The following is a 25,308-nucleotide window of genomic DNA, read 5'->3' on the forward strand; positions in this document are numbered from 1 at the left end:
CTCCCCATGAGTGCAACCCAGACCGCCCCGGCACGCGACCGGCTGCGTATCGCCATCCAGAAGAACGGGCGGCTGGCCGAGCCGGCCCGCAGCCTTCTTACCGCCTGCGGGCTGAGCTGGCGGCAGAGCCGCGACAAGCTGTTCTGCTATGGCGAATCGCTGCCGGTGGACCTGCTGCTGGTGCGTGACGACGACATTCCCGGCCTGATCGCCGACGGCGTCTGCGATTTCGGCATCGTCGGCCGCAACGAGCTGGACGAGCAGGGGGCCGCCCGTCGCCGGATCGGGCTGCCGCAGGCCTACCAGGCGCTGCGCGGGCTCAACTTCGGCCAGTGCCGGTTGATGCTTGCGGTGCCGGAGGAATGGGAGTGGCAGGGCGTGGCCACGCTGGCCGGCAAGCGCATCGCCACCAGCTACCCGGCAATCCTGGCCGACTGGCTCGAGGCGCGCGGCATCGACGCGCAGGTGGTGGAGCTGTCCGGCTCGGTCGAGATCGCGCCGCGCCTGGGCACGGCCGACCTGATCTGCGACCTGGTGTCCAGCGGCGCGACGTTGGCCGCCAACCAGCTTAAGCCGGTGGAAACGCTGCTCGACAGCGAGGCGGTGCTGGCCGGTCCGGTACGGACGCCCGATGATGCGCGCGCCGGCCTGATGGCGATGCTGCTGCGCCGCCTGGATGCCGTGGTGAAGGTGCAGGACAGCAAGCTGCTGATGTTCCGCGCCGCGCTGGACCGCGTGTCCGAGCTGACCCGCCTGCTGCCCGATGCCGATCCGCTGGTGCACCTGCCCGACGACGGCGGACACCTGCGCCTGCAGACCATGTGCCACGGTGCCTTGACCTGGCAGCGGCTGGAAGAGCTGGAGCGCGCTGGCGCCCAGGGATTGATGGTCCTGAGCGTGGAGCGGTCGCTGGCATGAATCGTCTGCAATGGTCCCAACTGGATGCCGATGCCCAGGCGCAGGCGCTGCAGCGCCCCGTGCAGGCGGTGGCGGCACGCACCCGCGAATCGGTGGCGTCGCTGATCGCGGCGGTACGCGCCGATGGCGACACCGCGCTGCGCGAAATCAGCCTGCGCTTCGATGGCGTGGCCCCGGCAACCTTCGAGGTAAGTGAGGCCGAATTCGCCGCTGCCGAGCAGGCGGTGTCGGCCGATCTGCGCCAGGCGATGGTCGAGGCCGCCGCACGCATCGCGATGTTCCACCAGGCCGGCATGAGCCAGGGCTATGCGGTGGAGACCGCGCCCGGTGTGCGCTGCGAGCGCGTGGTGCGGCCGATCGGCCGGGTTGGCCTGTACGTGCCGGCAGGCAGCGCGCCGCTGCCGTCCACTGCATTGATGCTCGGCGTACCGGCGCGGTTGGCCGGCTGCCGCGAAGTGGTGTTGTGCACGCCGCCGCGCAGCGACGGTACTGCCGATCCGGCGGTGCTGGTGGCCGCACGCCTGACCGGTGTGCACCGTGTGTTCACGCTCGGCGGCGCACAGGCCATCGCCGCGATGGCCTACGGCACCGACAGCGTGCCGGCCTGCGACAAGCTGTTCGGGCCGGGCAACAGTTTTGTCACCGAAGCCAAGCAGCAGGTGGCACAGGACGGTGCGGCGGCGATCGACATGCCGGCCGGTCCCTCTGAAGTGCTGGTGATCGCCGATGCCGGCGCCAACCCCGCGTTCGTCGCCGCGGACCTGCTGTCGCAGGCCGAGCACGGCCCGGATTCGCAGGTGCTGCTGCTTACCGACGATGCGGCCATGCTCGCCAAGGTGGCGGCGGCGGTCGACGACCAGCTCGCCCGCCTGTCGCGCGCGTCGATCGCGGCGCAGGCATTGCAGGCATCGCGCCTGATCCAGGTGGACTCGCTGGCGCAGGCCTTCGAGATCAGCAACCGTTACGCGCCCGAACACCTGATTCTGGCGCTGCGCGAACCGCGCGCCTGGCTGGACAAGGTCGAGGCCGCCGGCTCGGTGTTCCTTGGCGACTACACACCCGAAGCGCTGGGCGACTACTGCAGCGGCACCAACCACGTGCTGCCCACCGCCGGCGCGGCGCGTGCATACAGCGGCGTCAGCGTAGCCAGCTTCCAGAACCTGATCAGCGTGCAGTCGGCCACGCCCGCGGGCATCGCGGCGATCGGCGAATGCGCACGCGTGCTCGCCCGCGCCGAAGGCCTGGATGCGCACGAGAACGCGGTGACGCTGCGCATGGAGGCGGCCGCATGAGCGCTGCTTCCATCCTGTCGCTGGTGCGCAGCGATCTGCAGGCGTTTGCCGGCTATTCGTCGGCACGCAGCAGTGCGCTGGCGGGCGATGTGTGGCTCAACGCCAACGAATCGGCGTGGGCCAATCCGGCTGATGCTGCCGGTGGCGCACGCCGCTACCCGGACCCGCAGCCGGCCGCATTGCGCGGGCGACTGGCCAGCCTGTACGGCTGCGCGCCCGAGCAGCTGCTGATCGGCCGTGGCAGCGACGAGGCCATTGATCTGCTGGTGCGGGCGCTGTGTGAGCCGGGCCGCGACGCGGTGGTGACCACGCCGCCGGTGTTCGGCATGTACGCGGTGTGCGCGCGGCTGCAGAACGCGCCGCTGGTCGAGGTGCCGCTGGTCGATCATGGTGATGCGCTCGCGGCCGATATCGACGCGGTGATCGCTGCGGCGCTGGCCGCCAACGCCAAGCTGGTGTTCCTGTGTTCGCCATCGAACCCGGCCGGCAGCGCGATCATGCTGGCCGAGATCGAGCGCGTGGCGACGGCGCTGCAGGGCAGGGCATTGGTGGTGGTGGACGAGGCCTATGGCGAGTATGCGGAGCAGCCGTCCGCCACGACGCTGTTGAGCCGCTACGACAACATCGCCGTGCTGCGCACGCTGTCCAAGGCGCATGCGCTGGCGGCCGCCCGCATCGGCAGCCTGATCGCCGACGCCGGCCTGATCCAGCTGCTGCGCCGCTGCCAGGCGCCGTACCCGGTGCCGGCCCCCTGTGCGGATCTGGCGTTGGCCGGTCTTGCACCGGACGCGCTGGCCGTGACCACCCAGCGCATCGCGCAGGTCAAAACAGAACGCGCGCGGCTGCGGGCCGGCCTGACTGCGCTGCCCGGTGTGCTGCGCGTGTATCCCTCGCAGGGCAACTACCTGCTCGTACGCTTCGCCGACGCACAAGGCGCCTTCGATGCGCTGCTCGCCGCCGGCGTGGTGGTGCGCGACCAGCGCGCCGCGCCGCAGCTCGGCGATGCCCTGCGCATCACCCTTGGCAGCCCGGAGCAGAACGACCGCGTGCTTGCCGCCCTGACTGCCCGGAGGGCCGCCGCATGACCCCGATTCTGTTTGTCGACCGCGACGGCACCCTGATCGAAGAGCCGGCCGATTTCCAGATCGATGCCTACGAGAAGCTGCGCTTCGTCCGCGACGTGATCCCGGCGATGCTCAGACTGCGCGACGCCGGCTATCAGTTCGTGATCGTCAGCAATCAGGACGGGCTGGGCAGCGAGGGCTATCCGCAGGCCGCGTTCGACGGCCCGAACGACCTGATGCTGCAGATCTTCGCCAGCCAGGGCATCGTGTTCCGTGACGTGCTCATCGACGGCACCTCGCCGCACGAGAATGCACCGACGCGCAAGCCCGGCATCGGCCTGATGCTGCCCTATCTGCAGGACCGCGGCATCGACTGGGCGCGCTCAGCGATGGTGGGCGACCGGCCCACCGACATCCAGTTCGCGCAGAACATGAACATCCGCGGCTTCCAGCTGCGCACCGCGCAGTTCGGTGGCGAGTGGGACTGGAACGGCATCGCGCACGAGCTGGCCGATGCGCCGCGGCGCGCGGTCGTGCAGCGCAATACCAAGGAAACCCGGATCCGCGTCGAGGTCGACCTGGACCGCGTCGCCGAGCCGCAGACCCACACCGGCCTGCCGTTCTTCGACCACATGCTGGAGCAGATCGGCAAGCACGGCGGGTTTGCGCTGACCGTGCAGGCCGAGGGCGACCTGCACATCGACGAGCACCACACCATCGAGGACACCGGTCTTGCGCTGGGCCAGGCCCTGCGCGAGGCGCTGGGCGACAAGCGCGGCATCGGCCGCTATGGCTTTACCCTGCCGATGGACGAGACCCTGGCCAGCGCCGCGCTGGATTTCAGCGGCCGGCCGTACTTCGTGTTCGATGGCGAGTTCAAGCGCGAGCGCGTGGGCGACATGCCCACCGAGCTGGTGCCGCACTTCTTCCGCTCGCTGTGCGATGCGGCCGGCCTCAACCTCAACCTCAGCGTGCGCGGCGACAACGACCACCACAAGGTCGAAGCCTGCTTCAAGGCACTGGCCCGCGCCCTGCGCCAGGCCTTGCCGCGCCAGGGCAGCGCGTTGCCCAGTACCAAGGGGGCGCTGTGAGCGAGGTCGCCCTGATCGATGCCGGCGGCGCCAACCTCGGCTCGGTCCGCTATGCACTGGAGCGGCTTGGCGCACGCGTGCGCCTGGTGCGCGATGCAGCCGGCCTGCGCGGCGTGTCGCGGGTGATCCTGCCCGGTGTGGGCGCCGCGCCGCACGGCATGGCGCGCCTGCATGCGCAGGGGCTGGTGCAACCCCTGCGCGAACTGGAGGTGCCGCTGCTGGGCATCTGCCTGGGCATGCAGCTGTTGTTTGAAGGCTCCGAAGAAGGTCATGTCGAGTGCCTCGGCCTGCTGCCCGGCGTGGTCCGCCACCTGCATCCGGCCACCGGGATCCGGGTGCCGCACATGGGCTGGAACCGCCTGCTGCCGCTGCGCCATGCGACGCTGATGAACGGCGTGGCCGACCGCGCCAGTGCCTACTTCGTGCACAGCTACGCCGCGCCGTTGAACGAACACACCGTGGCGGCATGCGACCACGGCGGCCTGTTCGCGGCGGTGGTGCAGCGCGGCCGCCACAGTGGCGCGCAGTTCCATCCCGAACGGTCGGCCGCCACCGGCGCCCGGATCCTGCGCAACTTCATCGAGAACGCCTCCCCATGAGTTTCATCGTCTATCCCGCACTGGACATCCGCGACGGCCGCGTGGTGCGCCTGCTGCAGGGCGATTACAACCAGCAGACCACCTATGGCGACGACCCGCTGCCGCGCGCGCAGGCGTTTGCGGACGCCGGCGCCAGCTGGATGCACCTGGTCGACCTCGACGCCGCCCGTGCCGGCGGCTACACCCTGGCGCCCCTGCTCTCGGCGATCACCACGCAGACCGGGCTGAAAGTGCAGACCGGCGGCGGCGTGCGCTCGCGCGACGATGTCGCGCGCATCCTGCAGGCCGGTGCTGCCCGCGTGGTCGTTGGCTCGGTGTCGGTACGCGAGCCGGACACGGTGATCGGCTGGCTGCGTGAGTTCGGCGCGGAGCGGCTGACCATCGCCCTCGACGCCCGCCAGGCCGAGGACGGCCGCTGGCTGTTGCCGGTGCACGGCTGGACCGAGACCGCCGAGGACACCCTGGACGTGCTGGCCCAGCGCTACGCCGAGGCCGGCATGCGTCATCTGCTGTGCACCGATATCGCCCGCGACGGCATGCTGTCCGGCCCGAACATCCCCCTCTACCACCATCTGGCAGACCTTCTCCCGGGTGTGGCGGTACAGGCCTCCGGCGGCGTGCGCAGCGCCGCCGATGTGGCCGAGGCCAAGGCCGTGGGCTGCGGTGGCGCGATCCTGGGCAAGGCGCTGCTCGAGGGGCGGATGACCCTGGAAGGAGCGCTGGCATGCTGAGCCGCCGGCTGATTCCGTGCCTGGACGTGCGCGATGGCCGCGTGGTCAAGGGCGTGCGCTTCCGCGACCACGTCGACATGGGCGACATCGCCGAGCTGGCGCTGCGCTACCGCGACCAGGGCGCCGACGAACTGGTGTTCTACGACATTGGCGCGAGCCCGGAAGGGCGCGCCGTGGACGTGGCCTGGATCGAGCGGATCGCACGCCTGATCGACATTCCGTTCTGCGTTGCCGGTGGCATCAGCGACGTGGAGACCGCCCGCCGTGTGCTGTATGCCGGCGCCGACAAGATCTCGATCAATTCGCCGGCGCTCGGTCGCCCGGCCTTGATCGAGGAACTGGCCGACGCCTTCGGCGTGCAGTGCGTGGTGGTCGGCATCGATTCGGTCCGCGAGCCCGATGGCGAATGGCGGGTGCGCCGTTTCAGCGGCGACCCCGACAAGACCCAGGCGGTGCCGATGCGCACGCTGGACTGGCTGGTGGAGGCGCAGCGCCGCGGTGCCGGCGAGATCGTGCTGAACTGCATGGACAGCGACGGCGTGCGCCGCGGCTACGACGTGGCCCAGCTGCGCCAGGCACGCGCGCTGTGCCAGGTGCCGCTGATCGCCTCCGGCGGCGCCGGGGAGATGCAGCATTTCGCCGATGTGTTCGACCAGGCCGATGTCGATGGCGCCCTGGCCGCGAGCGTGTTCCACAGTGGCGCCATTGCCATTCCCGCACTCAAGCAGTTCCTGCGCGAGCAGCAGATCGAGGTACGTGATGTCTATTGAAGTATTTCCCTCCCGCGAGGCGCTGGCTGCACTCGACTGGGCCAAGGGCGACGGCCTGCTGCCGGTGGTGGTGCAGGATGCCGATACGCTGGCCGTGCTGATGCTCGGCTACGCCAACGCCGAATCGCTGGAACTTACCCTGGTGACCGGCCACATGACCTTCTTCAGCCGCAGCAGGCAGCGTCTGTGGACCAAAGGCGAGTCGTCCGGCAACGTGCTGGCGGTGACGGCCGTGCGGGTGGACTGCGACAGCGACAGCCTGCTGGTCAGTGCGCGCCCGGCGGGACCGACCTGCCATACCGGCACCGAAAGCTGCTTCGCGCAGGCACCCGGCAGCTTCCTCGGGCGGCTGGATGCGCTGGTGCGGCAGCGCGAGCAGGCGCGTCCGGCCGGCAGCTACACCACCTCGCTGTTCGAGGCAGGCACCCGGCGGATTGCCCAGAAGGTGGGCGAGGAGGGCGTGGAAACCGCGCTGGCCGGGGTGGTACAGGACGACGCGGCGCTGCTGGGCGAATCGGCGGACCTGCTGTTCCACCTCACCGTGCTGCTGCGTGCGCGCGGACTCGGGCTGGAGGATGCGGTGGCCGTACTGGCGGCGCGTCACGCCGCCTGAGCGTTGCCCCGGCTGGTTTAACGTTGGTGAAACGCACAGCAGGGGATGATGTGCGGCTTTACAATCGCCCACCCCGAACGGAACCCCCTCGATGACCCGCACTGCTGCCTGGCTGGCCTGCCTGCTGTTGACGACCGCCCCTGCCTGGGCTGCCGAGGTGACCGTGACCGGCAAGGTCTACCAGGAACGCGACGGCAAACCGGGGCGTGGCCCCACCGATCCGGGCCTGGCCGGCGTGCAGGTCTCCAACGGCGAGACCATCGTGCGGACCGCCGCCGACGGCAGCTATGCGCTGCCGGTGCGCGACGGGCAGACGGTGTTCGTGATCAAACCGGATGAGTACCGGTTCCCGGCGGCGGCCAACGGCCTGCCCGGCTACTGGCGCCACTACGCGCCGCAGGGCTCGCCCAAGCTGAAGTACGACGGCATCGCCGCCACCGGCGCCGGCACCCGCCACTGGGATTTCGCGCTGGAGCCGGTCAAGGACGCCGCCGCCGCCCGCGACGGCTTCGAGATGCTTGTGTTCACCGACTCGCAGACCGCCAGCCGCCAGGACATCGGGTATTACCAGCGCGCCATCGTCGAGCCGATCATCGGCAAGCACCCGGCGCGCCTGGGCACCACGCTGGGCGACATCGTCAATGACGACCTGTCGCTGTACCCGGACATCAACAAGGTCACTGCGCAGCTGCAGGTGCCGTGGTTCCACGTGCCGGGCAACCACGACCTGGACATGGACGCCGGCGACGACCGCCATTCGCTGGACAGCTGGCGCGCCGTGTACGGGCCGGACACCTATGCGGTGGAAGAGGGTGGCGCCAGTTTCGTGTTCCTCGATGACGTGGTCTACGACCCCACCGCGCGGCCGAAGTACGTCGGCGGCCTGCGCGCGGACCAGTTCACCTTCCTCGGCAACTACCTCAAGGGCCTGCCGCGCGACCGCCTGGTCGTGCTGGGCATGCACATCCCGCTGTTCGATGCCGAACCGGGCCGCGAAACCTTCCGCCACGCCGACCGCAAGCGCCTGTTCGCGCTGCTCAAGGACTTCCCCAACGTGCTGGTGCTGAGCGGCCACAGCCATACCCAGCGGCACTACTACCACGGCGCCGCCGAGGGCTGGCAGGGCGCCAAGCCGCTGCACGAGTACAACGTCGGCGCGGCCTGCGGTGCGTTCTGGTCGGGGGTCAAGGACAGCAACGGCATCCCCGACGCGACCATGAGCGATGGCACCCCGAACGGCTACGCCGTGCTGTCGGTCAAGCCGGCCGGCGACTACGCCCTGCGCTATTACGTGGCGCGCGCGCCGGACGACTACCAGATCGCCCTGCAGGCGCCGCGCGTGCTGCGCAAGGGGGCCTATCCGGCCTGGGGCGTGTACGCCAACGTGTTCATGGGCCAGGACGACACCCTGGTCGAGTACCGCGTCGATGGTGGCGCGTGGCAGCCGATGAAGCGCGTGCTGCAGCCGGACCCGCGCCTGCTGGAAGAGAACGTCGCCGACGACACCGCCGAACGCCTGCGTGGCTTCGACCGCTCGCCGGAGGCCACGCCTTCGCCGCACCTGTGGCGCGGGGCGCTGCCCACCGACCTGGCGGCCGGCGCGCACAAGGTCGAGGTGCGCGCGGTGCACGGCGACGGTCCCACTGCCACCGCCAGCACCACCTATCGCCTGCAGGTCGCCTCGCCCTGAGCGCGCATACGCCCCTGTACGGCAGGCGCTGCTTTGCAAACCCCGGGCGATCACCGAAAATCGCCCGGATTGATTCGATCCCAGCCAAGGCCTGCGAGTGAGCGTTGCGGCACCGTTTTCCGGGCATGTCCCGCTCCCTTCCGATTCGTCCCCCGCGTCGCCCGGTCCGGGCGCGCGCCATGATCCGATGATCATCGTTGCCGATGTCGGCGGCACCTTCGCGCGCCTGGCGCTGGCCGAGGTCCCGGTGGGCCTTCCGCCGCGCCTGAGCGGGCTGCGGCAGTACCGCTGTGCCGATTACGCCAGCCTGGCGGCGATCCTGGCCGACTTCACCCGCGCCGCCCTGCATCCGGTCGACACCGCCGTGGTGGCGATCGCCGGGCTGCTGGAAGGCGATCACCTGGTCAACACCAACCTGGCCTGGCCGGTATCGGTGGCGGCTACGCGGGCCGAGGCCGGCCTGCGCTCGCTGGCATTGATCAACGATTTCGAAGCGGTGGCCTACGCCATTCCGCATGTGCAGCCGGACACCCTGGTGCCGCTCAACGGCGAGCCCGGCGTCGCATCGCCGTGGCCGGCGCTGGTGCTTGGTCCGGGCACCGGGTTGGGCGCGGCACTGCGTTTCCAGGGCGGCGACCAGCCGGTGCTGGCCAGTGAGGCCGGGCACGCCGCGCTCACCGCCGGCAACGCACTGGAGCTGGAGATCCTGCGCCAGATGCAGCAGCGCTGGGCGCATGTGGACCAGGAGCGGATTCTGTCCGGCAGCGGCCTGATGAACCTGTATCCGTGCCTGTGCGGCATCCGCGGCGTGACGCCACGTTGGCAGTCCACCGAAGACCTGATCGCCGCCGCCCATGCGGGCGACGATGTACTCGCGGTGGAAACGCTGCAGGTGTTCAGCGCATGGCTTGGCAGCCTGGCCGGCGATCTGGCGATCACCTTCGGCGCGCGTTCGGTGTACCTGGCCGGCGGCATCCCAACGCGCGTCGCGGCGTTCCTGCATGCCGGTGAGTTCCGCGCGCGCTTCCTCGCCAAGGGCGTGATGAGCGGCGTGCTGGCGCAGGTGCCGGTGTGGCGGGTGGAACACGGCGAGCTGGGCATGCTGGGTGCGGCGGTGTGGCACGGCGCACGGCGCGACCGCGCCGTTGCATGAGGCAACCCCGCCGCGCGGTGCGGTGGGACCACGACAGGCAGTGCAGGGAGGGGTAGGCATGACCGATCGCAGGCAGTTTCTCCAGGCCGGGGCGCTGGCCGCCGGTGCGTTGGCGTTGCCGCACGCAGGCGCGCAGCGCCGCAGTGGCGCGCGGGTGGTGTCCACCTGGGATTTCGGCGTAGGCGCCAACCAGGCGGCATGGGCGGTGCTGTCGGCCGGCGGCAGCGCGCTGGATGCGGTGGAGGCCGGCGCGCGCTGGGCTGAAAGCGAGCTGTGCAATCCCACGGTGGGGCGCTGCGGCAATCCCGACCGCGATGGCGTGCTCAGCCTGGATGCCAGCATCATGGATGGCGACGGCCGCTGTGGATCGGTGGCTGCCCTGACCGACATCCTGCACCCGGTGTCGGTGGCACGCAAAGTGATGGAAAACACCCCGCACGTGATGCTGGTCGGGCAGGGCGCACAGCAGTTCGCGGTGGAGCAGGGGTTCGAGCGCGAGAAGCTGCTCACCCCGGCCGCCGAAAAGGCGTGGCGCGAGTGGTTGAAGACCGCGCAGTACACCCCCGAGATCAACGTGGAGCGGCGCGGCCGCCCCGGCGACAGCAGCAACCATGACACGCTGGGAATGCTCGCCATCGACGCCAAGGGTCACCTGGCCGGTGCCTGCACCACCAGCGGCATGGCCTGGAAGCTGCATGGACGTGTCGGTGACAGTCCGATCATTGGCGCCGGCCTGTACGTGGACAACGAAGTCGGCGGCGCCACGGCGTCGGGCGTCGGCGAAGAGATGATGCGCAATGCCGCCTCGTTCCTGGTGGTGGAGCTGATGCGCCAGGGCCGGTCGCCGGCACAGGCGTGCCGCGAGGCGATCGCACGCCTGGTGCGCAAGCGCCCGGAGGCCAGCAAAACCCTGCAGGTATGTTTCCTGGCGCTGGACCGGCATGGCGAGGTCGGCGCGTATGCGCTGCACCGCGGCTTCGTCTATGCGGTGTGCGACACGGACCGCCAGGACGACCTGCGCGACTCCGCGTCGGTCTATACCAGCGAGCAGACCTGAGCATGGCGCGCCGGCTGCTGGAGATCGCGTCCAACTCGGTGGCGTCGGCGCTCGCCGCGCAGCAGGGCGGCGCGGACCGGATCGAACTGTTCGACAATCTCGCCGAGGGCGGCACCACGCCGTCGCACGGCAGCATCGAGGTGGCGCGCGAGCGGCTGCGCATTCCGCTGTTCGTACTGATCCGGCCGCGTCCCGGTGACTTCCACTACGGCGCGCTGGATGCGGAGATCATGCTGCGCGATATCGCCCACTGCCGCGCCTTGGGGTGCGACGGCGTGGTGATCGGCGCGCTGGATGCCGAGGGTGACATCGACATGACGCTGTGCCGCGCGCTGGTGCAGGCTGCCGGCCCGCTGCAGGTGACCTTCCACCGCGCGTTCGATGCCGCACGCGATCTGCCACGCGCGTTGGAGCAGGTCATTGAACTGAGCTGCCAGCGCGTGCTGACGTCCGGTGGCCAGGCCAGTGCCGAAGCAGGGGCCGCGGTGTTGGCCGCACTGGTCGCGCAGGCGGACGGGCGCATCGCGGTGATGGCCGGGGCAGGGCTCAACGCCGGCAACATCGTCGCCGTTGCCGCCCGCAGCGGCTGCACGGAACTGCATGCGTCGGCCAAGGCCGCGCAACGCTCGGCCATGCGCCATCACAACCCGGCACTGACCGGGCTGTCGCCGGACTGGATCGCCACCGATGCCGCGGAAGTAGCCGCGCTGCGCGCCGCGCTGGACGCAATCGCCGGGTAGACCCGCGCGTAGACACCCGTCCGCTGCGGAAAAAAAACGGCAGCCGCCTGTACCAGCGCAGCTGCCGTGGAGGAACGTCCCCCGCCCGCAGGCGGGGGGAGACACTCAGAACTTCCAGGTCATGCCGAGGTAGAGCTGGCGACCGGAGTACAGGTTGGACAGCAGGCGGGCCTTGCTGTCGTTGCCGAGGTAGACGCGCTGTTCGGACTTGGTGGCGTTGAGCACCGATGCGCTGAGGATCAGCGCGTCGGTGATGTTGTAGGCCGCGTTCAGATCCAGCTGGTCGTACGGTTCGGAGTACTGGGTGAGGCCGTTGTTCAGGCCGCCCACCACTTCACCACGGCGGTTGAACGAGGCGCGTGCCAGGAACTTCTCGTTCTCGTAGAACACGGTGACGTTGGCCTGGTTCTTGGCGCTGCCGACCAGCGGCGAGGAGCCGATGCGTTCGCCGTCGAGCACCACGGCGGCCAGGTTGGTGTCGTTGTAGGTGTAGTTGGCCTGGATGCCCAGGCCGATGTCGAAGGTGTACTGGCCGTACAGTTCCACGCCCTGCGACACGCCATCCTGGCCGTTGGCCTGGGTGGAGTACTTCTGCACCGTGACCGACTGGCCACCGACGTTCATCTGCTGGTCGCGCACCACCGGCACGGTGAAGTTGCTGATGTCCTTGCGGAACAGCGCCACACCGGCGACCGAACCCGGGCGGAAGTACCACTCCAGGCCGAGGTCGTACTGGGTGGCCTCGAACGGCTGCAGGTTCTTGTTGCTGCCCGAACCGTACCAGCCGGGGGTGTCGGTGCCGCCGGCGACGCGGCGATCGTTGCTGTATTCCTCGCTCACATAGCTCAGGCCGCCCGGGTAGGCGATGCTGGTGTAGCCGGGGCGGGCGATGACCTTCGACGCGGCGCCGCGCAGCACCAGGCTGTCGGTGATGTCCCAGGCGATGTTGAAGCTCGGCAGGAAGTCGGTGTAGGTCCTCTCCATCGAGCTGAGCGCATAGGTCTTTTCACGGGCCAGGTTGTCGGGCAGGCGCACGAAACCGCTCTGGCAGACATAGCCGGTGTTGGAGGCGATCAGCGGTGCCGCCGCCGGATCGTTGCAGCCCATCGGGGTGCCGGCGGCGTTGTCCTGGAAGTAGTCGTTGAACTTCTCCACCGAATCGCTGGACTCGGCAAACTGGCGGGTACGCACCACCCGCACGCCCACGTTGCCGCGGACACGTTCAGTACGGAAGTTGGCCTGGAAGTAGCCCGAGTAGATCTTCTCGTCGACGTTGTAGACGAAGTCCTCTTCCTTGCGGTTGTGCGAGCCGCCGTAGGTCTGGTTGAGGTAGTTGATGTAGGCCGGGTAGTTGATGCCCGGGAACACATTGGCGTTGAAGCCGCCGGCGATGTTGTTGATCGGGTTGGACAGGAAGAAGCCGGGCTGGGCGGTACCGGCCGTGGCGTCGCAGCCGGACTGGTAGCGGTTCTTGTCGTAGAACGCCGGATCGGCATCCTTGCCCTGGCACACCCAGTAGGTGTTGCCGGTATTGCGGTGCACCGAGCCGTCGCGGTACTTGGTGCCGAACTGGATCGAATCCAGCCAGCCGTTTTCGAACAGCTTGGTGAAATCGGCCTGGAAGTAATTCTGCTTGATGTCGGTCTGCGTCCACGACGAGTCGGTCGAGCCGGTGTCGATTTCGGCGACGCCCGCCATCAGCTGTTCCTGCAGGTCCGGCGAGAACGTCGCGCTCGGCGTGCCGGTGAGGTCCCAGGCGCTGTAGCTGTTGCCGGACTGCCACACGCCATTGACCTGGCGGCGCGGCTTGGCCGCCATGCGGAACTTCATCGACGGGCCACCTTCGGACCAGGTCCGGCCGCCGGTGAACGATGCCTTCCACAGCGGGCTGATGTCCCAGTCGATGGACAGGTCGGCGGTCTGCGACAGCGCCTTTTCACGGCTGTAGTCGCCGGTCAGCTGCGGGGTGGGGATGGTGCAGTCGTCCGGACCCCAGCCACCCGGCGCGAGGCCGGCGGCCGCCGCCTGTTCCTCGCTGCAGTAGTAGGTCTTGCCGGCCAGCTTCTCGTACTGCGCGCCGGTCACGATGCTGCCGCTGGGATCGAAGGTGAGCCCGTCCAGCATGCGGCCGCCGGCCCAGTTGCCGTCGCCGTTGTAGCGCGCCAGATTCCATTCGGGAATCTTCAGCATGTTCTGGGTGTAGTTGCCTTCCAGCTCGAAGCGGAAGTAGTTGGCGGTCAGCGTCAGGTTGTCGAGCGGCTTGAACTGGAAGGTGAACTGGCCACCCTTGCGCTCGCGTTCCTCTTCCTTCACGGCGAAGTTCACCGAGGTCGGCATGAAGAATTCGCTGTAGTTGCGGCCGCTCTGGTCATTGAAGCCGGACCGGCCCCACCAGTAGTGGATGCCGTCCTGTTCCAGCACGTTGCCGTTGGCGTCGCGCGCATCGGTGTTGTTGCCGTACCACTGGAAGTCCTCGGTGCTGGCTTCCATCGTGCGGCTGGTGCGCTTCTGCTGGGTCACGCCGACCAGCATGCCGAAACGCTCGTCCTTGCTGTGCCAGGAGTACAGCGCCGACAGCTGCGGATCGACGTCGTGGCTGGTGTCGGAGGTGGTGCCTTCGACGGTGACGTAGCCCGAGTTGGCTTCCATGTCCAGCGGACGGCGGGTATGCAGGATCACCGTGCCGCCGATGCCGCCTTCGTCGATGCGCGCTTCCGGCGACTTGAACAGCTCGGCGCTGGACAGCATGTTCGACGGCAGCAGCGTGTAGTTGAACGAGCGCGTGGCTTCGTTGTTGGTTTCCGAGGTGGCGACGTAGTTGCCGTTCAACTGGGTCAGGGTGAGGTCGGGTGCCAGGCCGCGCACGCTCACCGTCTTGCCTTCGCCGCCGTCGCGGGTGATGACCACGCCGGGCACGCGCTGCAGCGCGTCGGCCACGTTCTTGTCGGGGAACTTGCCCACGTCTTCGGCGGTGATCACTTCGACCACGGCATTGGCGTCGCGCTTCTGCTGCAGACTCTTTTCGATGGCGTAGCGGTAGCCGGTGACGGTCACGCTGTCGAGCGTGGTGGCATCCGGCGACGCGGTCGTGCCGGCCTGTTGTGCGAAGGCGCCGGCCGGGGCCAGCGCGGCGGCGAACAGCGCGGCGGTGATGGCTGCCGACAGCGTGTCGCGGTTGCGCATGCGGGACATCTTGTTCATTCCACTCTCTCCCTCTCCTGGATTGAAACGGTGGCGATACGTGATTGAATCGATCTAATTTTGGAGGTCGCTGTTGCCAGCAACGAACGACGGTGCGTCCCGCATGCAACGTGAGGCAGGCCCCCCACCTACCTTTCCGTCAATCGTGACCGTTTGAAGTTGGATCGATCTAAACGATTGGCGGGGAATTTTTAGCACGGCCCGGGAGGCGAAGCATGCTGCTGCGCAATATGACCGCGGTGTGTCGGCAACGCCCGATTCCCGGCGTTGAGATGAAAACGTTTTCTTGCGCAGGCGGGGGCCAGGCGGTTGCTCTCGGCGGTGCCTGGGGGCAGGGCGGCGCACGCGGCCGACCGAGTGCCGGGCAATGCAGGCAGCACCCCGGTGGCACCGGCTGCGCTGCCTGACCGGACGAAGCGGGGCATCCATGTTGCGCCGCAGAATGCATCCGTCGAAATCCCCGTGCTTTACTTGAATCGATCTAAATTCACGGCAACGTGGAGTTGGATACGCGCCAACGGGGGATGGCCGGCCAGCAATGGCGGGGCTTTCACCCGTCCAGTCGCCTGGTTCCCGGCATCGGCCGGGCCAGCCTGTCGCCCGCACCGACATCGACCCACAGGAACCCCGCATGCGCCGAACGTCTGCCCTTGCCGTCACCTCCCTGCTTGCCCTGGCCTTCGCGCCCCTGCTGCAGGCGGCCGCGCCGGCCGCGCTGGAGCGCGAGGTCAACACGTTCATCGGCAGCAAGGATGACGGCAACACCTTCCCGGGTGCCTCGGCACCGTTCGGCCTGATCCAGGTCAGCCCGATCGGCGAGCACTATGCCGGCTGGCGTTACGACGATCCGAAGATCCGCGGGTTCGGCCACTCCTTCCTGTCCGGTGCCGGGTGCTGGGAGCAGGGCGGCCAGGTCTCCGTGCTGCCGGTCACCGGCAGCATCGGGCCCGGCGGCGATTTCGACACCGCCAACGCCAAGAGCTTCGACCACAAGGCCTACGCCGCGTCCTACACCCATGAGGGCGAGGTCGGCCAGGCCGGCTACTACAAAGTGCGCCTGACCAGCTACGGCGGCATCGACGCCGAGGCCACCGCACGCACCCGCGCCGCGGCCGAGCGCTACACGTTCGCCGCCGGTACCGACAACGGCCACGTGCTGGTCAACGTCGGCCAGGCCAACGAACGGCATTCGGTGATCGGCAGCGTCATCGATGTGGTGGGAGACCGTGCGGTCGAAGGCAAGCTGGTCACCCGCAGCTTCTGCGGTGGCCATCAGTACACCACCTGGTTCCGCATCGAGTTCGACCGCCCGTTCAAGGCCTTCGGTACCTGGGGCGAGGGCGGCGGGCTGCCCGGCGCGCGTCACGGCATGGAAGGCGAACTCAAGCCGAGCGGCGCCTGGTTGAGCTTCGACCTGTCGCAGGGCCGCGCAGTCACTGCCGTGAGCGCGATCTCGCACGTGGATGCCGAGGGCGCGCGCGCCAACCTGCGCAGCGACGGCATGGAAAAGGGCCGCCTGCTCGGCTTCGACCGGATGCGCCAGCTGGCGCAGACGCACTGGCGCGACGAACTGCGCAGCGTGCGCGTGCAGGGCGGCAGCGGCGACGACCGCACCGTGTTCTACACCGCGCTCTACCACGCGCTGCTGCAGCCGTTGACCGGCAGCGATGCCGACGGCCGCTACCGCGGCTACGACGATGCCATCCATCGTGCCGACGGCTGGACCTACTACGAGTACTTCTCGCTGTGGGATACCTATCGCGCGCAGAACCAGTGGCTCGCGTTGACCCGTCCGCAGGTGGCCCGCGACATCGGCCGCAGCCTGCTGGCCATCGATGCGCAGGGCGGCTGGCTGCCGCGCTGGGGCTACGCCAACTTCGAGACCAACATCATGACCGGCGATCCGGTCACCCCGTTCATGGTCGATCTGTGGCGCTTCGGCGCGCTGGACGGCCGCGAGGCCGAGGCATACGCGGCCCTGCGGAAGAATGCGTTCAGCACCCCGCCGATCAACTCGCGCCACGCCGGCCGTTCCGGCAATCCCAGCTATCTGGCCAACGGCTTCGTGCAGTACGACCGCGCGTTCCCGTCCAAGGGCATGGATGTGGATCCGCATCATGGCGGCTCGGCCACGCTGGAGTACGCGCTGGCCGACTGCGCGCTGGCACAGATGGCCGACGGCCTCGGCCACGCCGACGATGCCGGTGTGCTGCGCACGCGTGGCCGCAACTGGAACAAGGTGTGGGACCCGGAGGTGCGCGACGAGGGTGGCTTCAGCGGCTTCCCGCGGCCGCGCATGGAGGACGGCAAGTGGTACGTGCCGGCCGACGGCCGCTACAGCCCGCGCTCCCACCACGGGTTCCATGAAGGCACCGCGTGGCAGTACCAGTGGCTGGCCCAGCAGGACATCCCGGGCCTGGTGCAGGCGATGGATGGCCGCGCCGAAGCCGCACGCCGCCTGGATACCTTCTTCGCCTACGACGCACTGCGCGAGGCGCCGTTGACCGCCGCGCGCAAGGAGTGGGTGGTGGGGCCGTACAGCTACTACAACCAGTTCCGCTACAACCCCAACAACGAACCGGACCTGCACGCGCCGTGGATGTACACCCTGATCGGCCAGCCGTGGAAGACCGCCACGGTGGTGCGCGCCGCGCAGCAGCTGTTCACCAACGCGCCCAACGGCGTCACCGGCAACGATGACCTTGGCACGATGTCGGCGTGGTACCTGTTCAGCGCGCTGGGCCTGTATCCGGCCGTGCCGGGCAGCGGCCAGTTCCTGCTGCACACGCCGCGTTTTGCCCAGGTCGACGTCGACCTTGGCCAAGGCCGCACCCTGACCGTGAAGGCGCCGGGCGCCGATGGCCGCGCGCTCCAGTACGTGCAGGGCGTGCAGGTGGATGGCCGCGCGCATGCGCCGGTGTGGCTGGACTGGGCACGCCTGCAGCAGGGCGGTCGCATCGATGTGGCGCTGGCAGCGCAGGCGCCGGAAAGCGGGTGGGGCACGCACGTGGCCGACCTGCCGGTGTCGTACTGCGCCACCCCGGGTGCGGCGCTCGAATGAGCGCTGCTGCAATCGTTTAGGCTTGCACGATGCCAAGGAACCCCAGCACACGATGAACGACAAAGCTTCCCCCGCCGGCAAGGGCACACGCGCGGTGACGGTGACCGATATCGCCGAGGCGATCGGCGTGTCGCGCGCCACCGTCTCGCTGGTGTTGCGCGGCAGTCCGCTGGTCAACGTGGATACGCGCGCGCGGGTCGAGGCCGAACTGCGGCGGCAGCGCTACGTCTACAACCGGGGCGCGGCCAACCTGCGCCGGCGCACCTCGTCCAGCATCGCACTGGTGATCAACGACCTGTCCAACCCGTTCTTCGCCGAATTCGCTTCGGGCGTCGACGAAGCGCTGGGCGGGAAGGGCTTCGTGACGCTGCTGGGCAGCACCGGCGAATCGCCGGAGCGGCAGCAGGCGGTGCTGACCACGCTGATGGAACACATGCCGGCCGGGCTGATCCTGTCGCCGGCCGAAGGCAGCGATGCCGGCCAGCTGCGGCAGGTGCTCGGCCACGCCAACGTGCTGCTGTTCAACCGCGAGCTGCCCGGCGCCGAGTGGGACTTCCTGACCCTGGACAACCAGCAGGGTGCGTACCTGGCCACGCGCCACCTGATCGAACGCGGCCACCGCCGCATCGCCTTCTTCGGCGGCCACGCCGCGTCCAGTTCGTGCCATCAGCGTCGCACCGGCTATGCGCAGGCAATGCACGAGGCCGGGCTGGAGACGCAGGCCGAATGGCTGATCGAAACCTCGCCGAGCCGACTGGATGCGGCCGCCCGCAGCGGTGAACTGTTCGCGGCCGCCGCCGCGCCAACCGCGGCGGTCTGCTACAACGACAGTGTCGCGCTGGGGCTGATGCTCGGTCTGGCCTCGCGCGGCGTACACCCGGGCCGCGATTTCGCGGTCACCGGTTTCGATGACATCTCCGAAGCGGCGGTGGCGATGCCGCCGTTGACCACGCTGACCGTCGATCCGCGCGCGCGCGGCCGGCAGGCGGCGGAACTGCTGCTGCAGCGTCTGGATCACCCCGATGCCGCGCCACAGCGTACTGTTGCACCCGTCCAGCTGCGCATCCGCGACAGCAGCGGCCCCACGCTTGCCTGATGCCTGTCCCTATCACCTGCTCGCGCACTGAGGCGCGTACCTGAATGCCCATTTCCCCAACGCCCCGACTGCCCGCCTCATCGTCCGCCGCGCCCGTGGTCAACACGCGCGTCGCGCTTGCGGTGGCGACCACGATCTTCTTCATGTGGGGCTTCCTGACCTGCCTCAACGACATCCTGATCCCGCACCTGAAGGCGGTGTTCGAACTGAACTACGCCCGCGCGATGCTGGTGCAGTTCACCTTCTTCGGGGCGTACTTCCTGATGTCGCTGCCGGCCGGCCGGCTGGTGGCGCACCTGGGCTACAAGAAGGGCATCGTGGCCGGGCTGGCGATCGCCGCAGTCGGCGCGCTCGGCTTCTGGCCGGCGGCCGAACTGCGCATCTATGAAGCCTTCCTCGGCGCGCTGTTCGTGCTGGCCACCGGCATCACCGTGCTGCAGGTGGCCGCCAACCCGTACGTGGCGCTGCTGGGGCCGGAACAGACCGCGTCCAGCCGCTTGACCCTGGCCCAGGCGTTGAACTCGCTGGGCACGGCGATCGCGCCGATCTTCGGCGGCCTGCTGATCCTCGGCAACACGGTCAAGAGCGCCGAGGAGATCAAGGCGCTGCCGGGTGCCGAGCAGATCGCCTACCGCGTGCAGGAAGCGCAGTCCGTGCAGGGCCCGTATGTCGGCCTGGCCGTGGCGCTGTTCCTGCTGGCGGTGTTCGTCTATCTGTTCCGCCTGCCGGCGCTGACCGAAACCACCGAGCAGGCCGACACCGGCAAGCACACCCTGATGGATGCGCTGCGCCATCGCCATGTGCTGTTCGGCGTGCTGGCCATCTTCTTCTACGTGGGCGCGGAAGTGTCGATCGGCAGCTTCCTGGTCAACTACCTGTCGCTGCCCAACATCGGCGGCTTCACCGAGAAGGAAGCCACCCACTATGTGTCGGCGTACTGGACGCTGGCGATGATCGGTCGCTTCGCCGGCTCGGCGATCATGACCCGGTTCTCGCCGCGCGTGCTGCTGACCCTGTTCGCGGGCATCAATGTGGCGCTGCTGGCGCTGACCCTGCTGAGCCAGGGGCAGGTGGCGCTGTACTCGATCGTGGCGGTGGGCCTGTTCAACTCGATCATGTTCCCGACCATCTTCGCGCTGAGCATCGAACGCCTGGGCACGCTGACCAACAAGGCCTCCAGCCTGTTGATCATGGCCATCGTCGGCGGCGCGGTGGTGCCGTACCTGCAGGGCCTGCTGGCCGACCAGATCGGCCTGCATGAGTCGTTCATCCTGCCGCTGCTGTGCTACGGCTACATCATTTTCTACGGTCTGTCGGGCTCGCGCCCGGCGGTCGGATTCCGCCAGGGAGCGTGAGGGCACGATGTCCAAGATTGTTTGTTTCGGCGAGATTTTGATCGATCTACTCGCCCAGCCACCGGCCTCGCCGGATACCCCGCGCGCCTTCCTGCAGTACGCCGGCGGCGCCCCGGCCAACGTGGCGGTGGCCGCCGCGCGGCTGGGTGCCGACACGCACTTTGCCGGGATGCTGGGGCAGGACATGTTCGGCGACTTCCTGGCCGAGAGCCTGGCGAGCGCGGGTGTGGCTACCGACTGCATCGTGCGCACCGACGCGGCCAAGACCGCGCTGGCGTTCGTGGCTCTCGACGCCAGCGGCGAACGCAGCTTCAGCTTCTACCGTCCGCCGGCGGCGGATCTGCTGTTCCGCAGCGCGCACTTCCATCCCAACTGCTTTGACGGCACGCGCAGCTTCCACGTCTGTTCCAACAGCCTGACCGAGGCCGACATCGCCGAGGCCACGCTGGAAGGCATGCGCCGCGCGCGTGCGGCCGGTGCGATGGTCAGCATCGACCTGAACCTGCGTCCGGCCCTGTGGCCGGCGGGTGTCGATCCGCTGCCACGGCTGTGGGAAGCGCTGCTGCTGGCCGATCTGGTCAAGCTCTCGCGCGAGGAGCTCGAGTTCCTGGCCGCCGCGCAGGCGGGCGGGGGGGATGCCGTGGTGCAGCGCCTGCTGACCGCGCAGGCCCAGGCGGTGGTGATCACCGATGGTGCCGCCCCGATCCGCTGGTTCACCCGCCACACGCAGGGCGTCCTCACCGGTTTCCGCGTGCAGACCGTCGACTCCACCGCCGCCGGCGACGCCTTCGTTGGCGGGCTGCTGTTCGGTATCGGTGAGCGCGGTGGCGATGGCAGCGCGTTCGCAGCGTTCTGCCAGGATCCGGCCGCGCTGGTGGAGGCGATCCGCTTCGGCGCCGCAGTGGGCGCGCTCGCGGTGACCCGCAAGGGCGCGTTCGCGGCCATGCCCAGCCTCGATGAAGTCCAGCAGCTGCTGCAGCAACAACAGGATGACGCCGCATGACCACGCCCGTTCCGCCGCAACCCGATTTCCGTTCGCCTGACTTCCTGCGCGCCCACATTGCGCAGAGCATGGCGTTCTACCAGCCCAACGAGATCGACCCGACGGGCGGGTTCTTCCACTACTTCCGTGACGACGGCAGCGTCTACGACGCCAGCCACCGCCATCTGGTCAGCAGCACGCGCTTCGTGTTCAACCACGCGATGGCGTACCGCGAGTTCGGCAAGCCGCAGGATCTGCAGGCGGTCGAGCACGGCATCCGCTTCCTGCGCGAGGTGCATCGCAACCCGGCCACGGGCGGCTATGCATGGACGCTGCGCGATGGCGTGGTGGAAGACGCCACCAACCACTGCTACGGCGTGGCCTTCGTGCTGCTGGCCTACAGCTGCGCGCTGAAGGCCGGCATCGGCGAGGCGCGTGCCTGGATGGACGAGACCTGGGCGCTGCTGGACAGCCGCTTCTGGGAACCGGCCTTCGGCCTGTACAAGGACGAAGCCGACGCGGACTGGACCTTCAGCGACTACCGCGGCCAGAACGCCAACATGCACATGTGCGAGGCGATGCTGGCCGCGTTCGAGGCCAGCGGCGAGCAGCGCTATCTCGATCGCGCCCTGCTGCTGGCCGACCACATGACGCGCCGCCAGGCCGCGCAGGCCGATGGCCTGGTGTGGGAGCACTACGACCGCCAGTGGCAGATCGACTGGGACTACAACCGCGACGATCCCAAGCACCTGTTCCGGCCGTGGGGCTTCCAGCCCGGCCACCAGACCGAATGGGCCAAGCTGCTGCTGATCCTGGATCGGCACGTGCAGGCCGACTGGCTGGTGCCGACCGCGCGCCATCTGTTCAACACCGCCGTGGCCCGTTCGTGGGACGCGGTGCGCGGCGGCCTGTACTACGGCTTCGCGCCGGATGGCAGCGTCTGCGATGACGACAAGTATTTCTGGGTGCAGGCCGAATCGCTGGCCACCGCCGCCCTGCTGGCCGCGCGTACCGGTGATGACGCCTACTGGGCGTGGTACGACCGGCTGTGGGCGTATGCGTGGGCGCACATGATCGACCATCGCTACGGTGCCTGGTACCGCATTCTGGATGCCGACAACCGCACGTACAGCGACGAAAAGAGCCCGGCTGGCAAGACCGACTACCACACGATGGGCGCCTGCTACGAAGTGCTCAACGTGGTGCGTTGAAGAAAACAGGGAGCAGCACATGCGGATGCGTCGTTTCGTTCTGATCGTCGGGTCGCTGTTGCTGCTGCTGGGGGCGCTGCCGCTGTCGGCGGCGCCGCTGCAGGCGCAGTGGTCGTTCCGCCTGCTGCCCGGCGACGCGCGGCTCGCCGCGCATCCGCAGCTGGCCGACTGGCGCACGGCGCAGGTGCCCGGCGCAGTGCACACCGATCTGCTCGCCCAAGGGCTGATCCCGGACCCCTACGCGGGCGCGCCGGAAGCGGGTCTGCAATGGATCGGCCTGGCCGACTGGGAGTACCGCGGCCGCTTCGACGTGGATGCGGCAACGCTGGCCCGGGCGCATGCCGAACTCGCCTTTGAGGGCCTGGACACGTTCGCCACGGTGGAGCTCAACGGCGCGCCGCTGCTGCAGGCCAACAACAGCCACCGCACCTGGCGGGCGCGGGTGGACGGGCGGTTGCGCGCCACCGGCAATGAACTGCGGGTGGTGCTGCGCTCGCCGATCACCACACTGCTGCCGGGCGTGCAGGCGATGCCGCACAGGATCGCCGGCAATTACCCCTCGCCGTACGGGGACGAGCCCAAGGATGCGATGGTCGGCAACTTCGTGCGCAAGCCCGGCTACCACTTCGGCTGGGACTGGGGCCCGCGCTACGTCACCGCCGGCATCTGGCGCCCGGTGCAGCTGGAGAGCTGGGATGCCCAGCGGCTGACCGACCTGGCCGTGCATACGCGCTCCCTGGCGGCGGACAAGGCCGAACTGGACATCGCGGTGCAGGTGGAAAGCGCGGCTACCGGTACGGCGGCGCTGCGCATTGAACTGATCGATCCGGACGGGCGCGTGCTGCGGCGTTTCGACCCGCGCGCCGCACTGCAGGCCGGCGACAACCGCGTGGTGGTGCCGGTGGTGCTGCCGGCGCCGCGCCGCTGGTGGCCGGTGGGGCAGGGCGAGCAGGCACGCTATACCGTGCGTGCCACCCTCGCGCCAGACACCGCGACGGCCGTGCGGATGGAGCGCCGCATCGGGCTGCGCACCGTCGAACTGCGGCGTGAGGTCGACCGCAATGGCGGCCAGGGCTTTACGTTCGTGATCAACGGCGTGCCGATCTTCGCCAAGGGCGCCAACGTCATTCCCTTCGACATGTTCCCGGCGCGGGTCGACGCCGCGCGCATCCGTCGCGAGCTGACCGCCGCGCGCGATGCCAACATGAACATGCTGCGCAACTGGGGCGGCGGCTATTACGAAGACGACGCGTTCTACGACATCGCCGACGAGCTGGGCCTGCTGGTCTGGCAGGACTTCATGTTCGGTGGCGGCATGCAGCCCGGTTACGATCCGGCCTTCCGCGCGAACGTGGTGGCCGAGGCGCGCGACAACGTGCGCCGCCTGCGCCACCATCCCAGCGTGGTGCTGTGGTGTGGCAACAACGAGGAAGAGACCGCCTGGAAGGACTGGGGCCACGGCCGCGACCTGACCGCGGCCGACCCGGCCTTTGCGGCGACGGTCTGGCAGGGCTATGTCGACCTGTTCGGGCAGGACCTGCGCCAGGTAGTGGCCGAGGAAGGGCTGGGTGTGCCGTACTGGTCCAGCTCGCCCGGCAACGACCTCGACGAGAAGGCCAACGATTCCACACGTGGCGACAAGCACTACTGGCAGGTCTGGGGCAATCCGGCGCTGCCGGTGACCGCCTATCTGCGCGAGACCCCGCGCTTCATGTCCGAGTACGGCCTGCAGGCGTGGCCGGTGCTGCGCACGCTGGACGGCATCATTCCCGCCGCCGAGCAGCGCGTGGACAGCCCGACCGTGCGTGCCCATCAGAAGTTCATGGCCGGGGAGGGCAACCAGCGCCTGCTCAAGTACATCGAGGAGGGCTACGGCACGCCGCGTGACTTCCCCACGTTCGTCTATCTCAGCCAGGTCATGCAGGCCGAGGGCATCGCGCTGGCCGCGTTGCATCACCGTGCCTCGCGGCCGTACACGATGGGCTCGCTGTACTGGCAGCTCAACGATGTGTGGCCGGGCGCGTCGTGGTCCAGCATCGACTACGCTGGCCGCTGGAAGGCACTGCATTTCCAGGCGCGCCGCTTCTTCGCCGACCGCGCCGTGGCCGCACTGCGCGACGAGGGCACGACCCGGATCAGCCTGCTCAACGACCGCCGCGACGCGCTGGTGGGGCAGTGGCGGCTGCGGGTGATGGACCTGGACGGTCGCGTCCACACGCGCCAGCAGCATGCCGTGACCGTGCCGCCGGGTGCGGCGCTCGAGGTGGCGCGGCTGGACGATGCGACGCTGCTGGGCCAGGCCGATCCCCACCGCACCGTGGCAGTGGTGGAACTGCTGGATGGCGGCGGCCAGGTGCTGTCGCAGGGCGTGGTCTATTTCGACGTGGCCAAGGCGTTGGCGCTGCCCCGGCCGCAGATCCACAGCGAGCTGCAGCGCGAGGGCGATGGCTACCGCCTGCGCCTGCGCAGCGACCGGCTGGCGCGTGCGGTGTGGATCGGGTTCGACGGGCTCGACGCGACGCTGCAGGACAACGCGCTGGACCTGCTGCCGGGCGAAACCGTGCAGGTAAAGGTGGCCGCCGATGCGGACCTGGCCACGCTGCGCCGCGCGTTGCGGGTGCAGTCACTGGCCGATGCGCTGGCGCCGGTGGACGAGGTCGCTGCGGCGCGTTGATCGCGCCGCA

18 protein-coding genes and 1 pseudogene are annotated in these 25,308 nt (G+C 69.0%); 18 read left to right on the forward strand and 1 reads right to left on the reverse strand.

Features of this window, described 5'->3' with window-relative positions:
• Window positions 1-6: 6 nt before the first annotated feature.
• From hisG to ACO6VK_RS08895, 12 genes and pseudogenes are all read left to right on the forward strand, one after another.
• Window positions 7-918 carry an ATP phosphoribosyltransferase gene (gene hisG / locus ACO6VK_RS08840; RefSeq protein WP_422506510.1) on the forward strand — a complete coding sequence of 304 codons (912 nt, stop codon included), beginning with the start codon at window positions 7-9 and terminating at the stop codon, window positions 916-918.
• Window positions 915-2,210 (forward strand): histidinol dehydrogenase, encoded by a 1,296-nt coding sequence (hisD, locus tag ACO6VK_RS08845; RefSeq protein WP_422506511.1) that lies wholly within the window; start codon window positions 915-917, stop codon window positions 2,208-2,210. The genes hisG and hisD overlap by 4 nt, the downstream gene beginning before the upstream one ends.
• Window positions 2,207-3,295, forward strand: coding sequence for a histidinol-phosphate transaminase (gene hisC, locus ACO6VK_RS08850; RefSeq protein WP_422506512.1), 1,089 nt, complete (start codon window positions 2,207-2,209; stop codon window positions 3,293-3,295). Before hisD ends, hisC begins: the two co-directional genes overlap by 4 nt.
• Complete coding sequence (gene hisB / locus ACO6VK_RS08855) at window positions 3,292-4,365, forward strand: bifunctional histidinol-phosphatase/imidazoleglycerol-phosphate dehydratase HisB (RefSeq protein WP_422506513.1); 1,074 nt, start codon at window positions 3,292-3,294, stop codon at window positions 4,363-4,365. Before hisC ends, hisB begins: the two co-directional genes overlap by 4 nt.
• On the forward strand, window positions 4,362-4,964 hold the full coding sequence (gene hisH, locus ACO6VK_RS08860) for an imidazole glycerol phosphate synthase subunit HisH (RefSeq protein ID WP_422506514.1): 603 nt from the start codon (window positions 4,362-4,364) through the stop codon (window positions 4,962-4,964). Before hisB ends, hisH begins: the two co-directional genes overlap by 4 nt.
• Window positions 4,961-5,695: a 1-(5-phosphoribosyl)-5-[(5-phosphoribosylamino)methylideneamino]imidazole-4-carboxamide isomerase gene (hisA, locus tag ACO6VK_RS08865; RefSeq protein WP_422506515.1), complete on the forward strand. Its 735-nt coding sequence runs from the start codon at window positions 4,961-4,963 to the stop codon at window positions 5,693-5,695. The genes hisH and hisA overlap by 4 nt, the downstream gene beginning before the upstream one ends.
• Window positions 5,689-6,465, forward strand: a complete 777-nt coding sequence (gene hisF / locus ACO6VK_RS08870) for an imidazole glycerol phosphate synthase subunit HisF (protein ID WP_422506516.1) — start codon at window positions 5,689-5,691, stop codon at window positions 6,463-6,465. The genes hisA and hisF overlap by 7 nt, the downstream gene beginning before the upstream one ends.
• A complete protein-coding gene (gene hisIE / locus ACO6VK_RS08875) occupies window positions 6,455-7,078 on the forward strand; it encodes a bifunctional phosphoribosyl-AMP cyclohydrolase/phosphoribosyl-ATP diphosphatase HisIE (RefSeq protein ID WP_422506517.1) in 624 nt (207 codons plus the stop codon). The genes hisF and hisIE overlap by 11 nt, the downstream gene beginning before the upstream one ends.
• A 91-nt stretch (window positions 7,079-7,169) precedes the next feature.
• Window positions 7,170-8,768 (forward strand): calcineurin-like phosphoesterase C-terminal domain-containing protein, encoded by a 1,599-nt coding sequence (locus tag ACO6VK_RS08880; protein ID WP_422506518.1) that lies wholly within the window; start codon window positions 7,170-7,172, stop codon window positions 8,766-8,768.
• 175 nt (window positions 8,769-8,943) lie between these two features.
• Window positions 8,944-9,921, forward strand: a pseudogene (locus ACO6VK_RS08885) (glucokinase); the annotation flags it as partial.
• Between the two features lie 58 nt (window positions 9,922-9,979).
• A complete protein-coding gene (locus ACO6VK_RS08890; RefSeq protein WP_422506519.1) occupies window positions 9,980-10,978 on the forward strand; it encodes a N(4)-(beta-N-acetylglucosaminyl)-L-asparaginase in 999 nt (332 codons plus the stop codon).
• 2 nt (window positions 10,979-10,980) lie between these two features.
• Window positions 10,981-11,718 (forward strand): copper homeostasis protein CutC, encoded by a 738-nt coding sequence (locus tag ACO6VK_RS08895; protein ID WP_422506520.1) that lies wholly within the window; start codon window positions 10,981-10,983, stop codon window positions 11,716-11,718.
• 105 nt (window positions 11,719-11,823) lie between these two features.
• Here ACO6VK_RS08895 and ACO6VK_RS08900 read toward each other — a convergent pair whose 3' ends face one another.
• Window positions 11,824-14,919 carry a TonB-dependent receptor gene (locus ACO6VK_RS08900; protein WP_422506521.1) on the reverse strand — a complete coding sequence of 1,032 codons (3,096 nt, stop codon included), beginning with the start codon at window positions 14,917-14,919 and terminating at the stop codon, window positions 11,824-11,826.
• 631 nt (window positions 14,920-15,550) lie between these two features.
• Between ACO6VK_RS08900 and ACO6VK_RS08905 the strand changes: the two genes are divergently transcribed.
• The 6 genes from ACO6VK_RS08905 to ACO6VK_RS08930 are packed head-to-tail and all read left to right on the forward strand — an operon-like array spanning window position 15,551 to window position 25,298.
• Window positions 15,551-17,980, forward strand: coding sequence for a GH92 family glycosyl hydrolase (locus ACO6VK_RS08905; protein WP_422506522.1), 2,430 nt, complete (start codon window positions 15,551-15,553; stop codon window positions 17,978-17,980).
• A gap of 52 nt (window positions 17,981-18,032) precedes the next feature.
• The gene (locus ACO6VK_RS08910) at window positions 18,033-19,076 is read left to right on the forward strand and encodes a LacI family DNA-binding transcriptional regulator (RefSeq protein WP_422506523.1); all 1,044 of its coding nucleotides are present in this window, start codon (window positions 18,033-18,035) and stop codon (window positions 19,074-19,076) included.
• Between the two features lie 44 nt (window positions 19,077-19,120).
• A complete protein-coding gene (gene fucP / locus ACO6VK_RS08915) occupies window positions 19,121-20,431 on the forward strand; it encodes an L-fucose:H+ symporter permease (RefSeq protein ID WP_422506524.1) in 1,311 nt (436 codons plus the stop codon).
• A 7-nt stretch (window positions 20,432-20,438) separates the two neighbouring features.
• Window positions 20,439-21,434 carry a carbohydrate kinase family protein gene (locus ACO6VK_RS08920; protein WP_422506525.1) on the forward strand — a complete coding sequence of 332 codons (996 nt, stop codon included), beginning with the start codon at window positions 20,439-20,441 and terminating at the stop codon, window positions 21,432-21,434.
• The gene (locus ACO6VK_RS08925) at window positions 21,431-22,624 is read left to right on the forward strand and encodes an AGE family epimerase/isomerase (RefSeq protein ID WP_422506526.1); all 1,194 of its coding nucleotides are present in this window, start codon (window positions 21,431-21,433) and stop codon (window positions 22,622-22,624) included. Before ACO6VK_RS08920 ends, ACO6VK_RS08925 begins: the two co-directional genes overlap by 4 nt.
• Window positions 22,625-22,649: 25 nt before the next feature.
• Window positions 22,650-25,298 carry a beta-mannosidase gene (locus tag ACO6VK_RS08930; RefSeq protein ID WP_422506581.1) on the forward strand — a complete coding sequence of 883 codons (2,649 nt, stop codon included), beginning with the start codon at window positions 22,650-22,652 and terminating at the stop codon, window positions 25,296-25,298.
• The last annotated feature ends 10 nt before the right edge of the window (window positions 25,299-25,308 follow it).

Origin of the sequence: Stenotrophomonas sp. GZD-301, assembly GCF_049310345.1 — a bacterium.
Classification (GTDB): domain Bacteria; phylum Pseudomonadota; class Gammaproteobacteria; order Xanthomonadales; family Xanthomonadaceae; genus Stenotrophomonas.

What these genes read in the sequence shown, in the direction of transcription:
- hisG (WP_422506510.1), top strand. Translation starts at nt 7, where the DNA reads ATGAGTGCAACCCAGACCGCCCCGGCACGCGACCGGCTGCGTATCGCC.
- hisD (WP_422506511.1), top strand. Translation starts at nt 915, where the DNA reads ATGAATCGTCTGCAATGGTCCCAACTGGATGCCGATGCCCAGGCGCAG.
- hisC (WP_422506512.1), top strand. Translation starts at nt 2,207, where the DNA reads ATGAGCGCTGCTTCCATCCTGTCGCTGGTGCGCAGCGATCTGCAGGCG.
- hisB (WP_422506513.1), top strand. Translation starts at nt 3,292, where the DNA reads ATGACCCCGATTCTGTTTGTCGACCGCGACGGCACCCTGATCGAAGAG.
- hisA (WP_422506515.1), top strand. Translation starts at nt 4,961, where the DNA reads ATGAGTTTCATCGTCTATCCCGCACTGGACATCCGCGACGGCCGCGTG.
- hisF (WP_422506516.1), top strand. Translation starts at nt 5,689, where the DNA reads ATGCTGAGCCGCCGGCTGATTCCGTGCCTGGACGTGCGCGATGGCCGC.
- hisIE (WP_422506517.1), top strand. Translation starts at nt 6,455, where the DNA reads ATGTCTATTGAAGTATTTCCCTCCCGCGAGGCGCTGGCTGCACTCGAC.
- ACO6VK_RS08880 (WP_422506518.1), top strand. Translation starts at nt 7,170, where the DNA reads ATGACCCGCACTGCTGCCTGGCTGGCCTGCCTGCTGTTGACGACCGCC.
- ACO6VK_RS08890 (WP_422506519.1), top strand. Translation starts at nt 9,980, where the DNA reads ATGACCGATCGCAGGCAGTTTCTCCAGGCCGGGGCGCTGGCCGCCGGT.
- ACO6VK_RS08895 (WP_422506520.1), top strand. Translation starts at nt 10,981, where the DNA reads ATGGCGCGCCGGCTGCTGGAGATCGCGTCCAACTCGGTGGCGTCGGCG.
- ACO6VK_RS08900 (WP_422506521.1), bottom strand. Translation starts at nt 14,919, where the DNA reads ATGAACAAGATGTCCCGCATGCGCAACCGCGACACGCTGTCGGCAGCC.
- ACO6VK_RS08905 (WP_422506522.1), top strand. Translation starts at nt 15,551, where the DNA reads ATGCGCCGAACGTCTGCCCTTGCCGTCACCTCCCTGCTTGCCCTGGCC.
- ACO6VK_RS08910 (WP_422506523.1), top strand. Translation starts at nt 18,033, where the DNA reads ATGAACGACAAAGCTTCCCCCGCCGGCAAGGGCACACGCGCGGTGACG.
- fucP (WP_422506524.1), top strand. Translation starts at nt 19,121, where the DNA reads ATGCCCATTTCCCCAACGCCCCGACTGCCCGCCTCATCGTCCGCCGCG.
- ACO6VK_RS08920 (WP_422506525.1), top strand. Translation starts at nt 20,439, where the DNA reads ATGTCCAAGATTGTTTGTTTCGGCGAGATTTTGATCGATCTACTCGCC.
- ACO6VK_RS08925 (WP_422506526.1), top strand. Translation starts at nt 21,431, where the DNA reads ATGACCACGCCCGTTCCGCCGCAACCCGATTTCCGTTCGCCTGACTTC.
- ACO6VK_RS08930 (WP_422506581.1), top strand. Translation starts at nt 22,650, where the DNA reads ATGCGTCGTTTCGTTCTGATCGTCGGGTCGCTGTTGCTGCTGCTGGGG.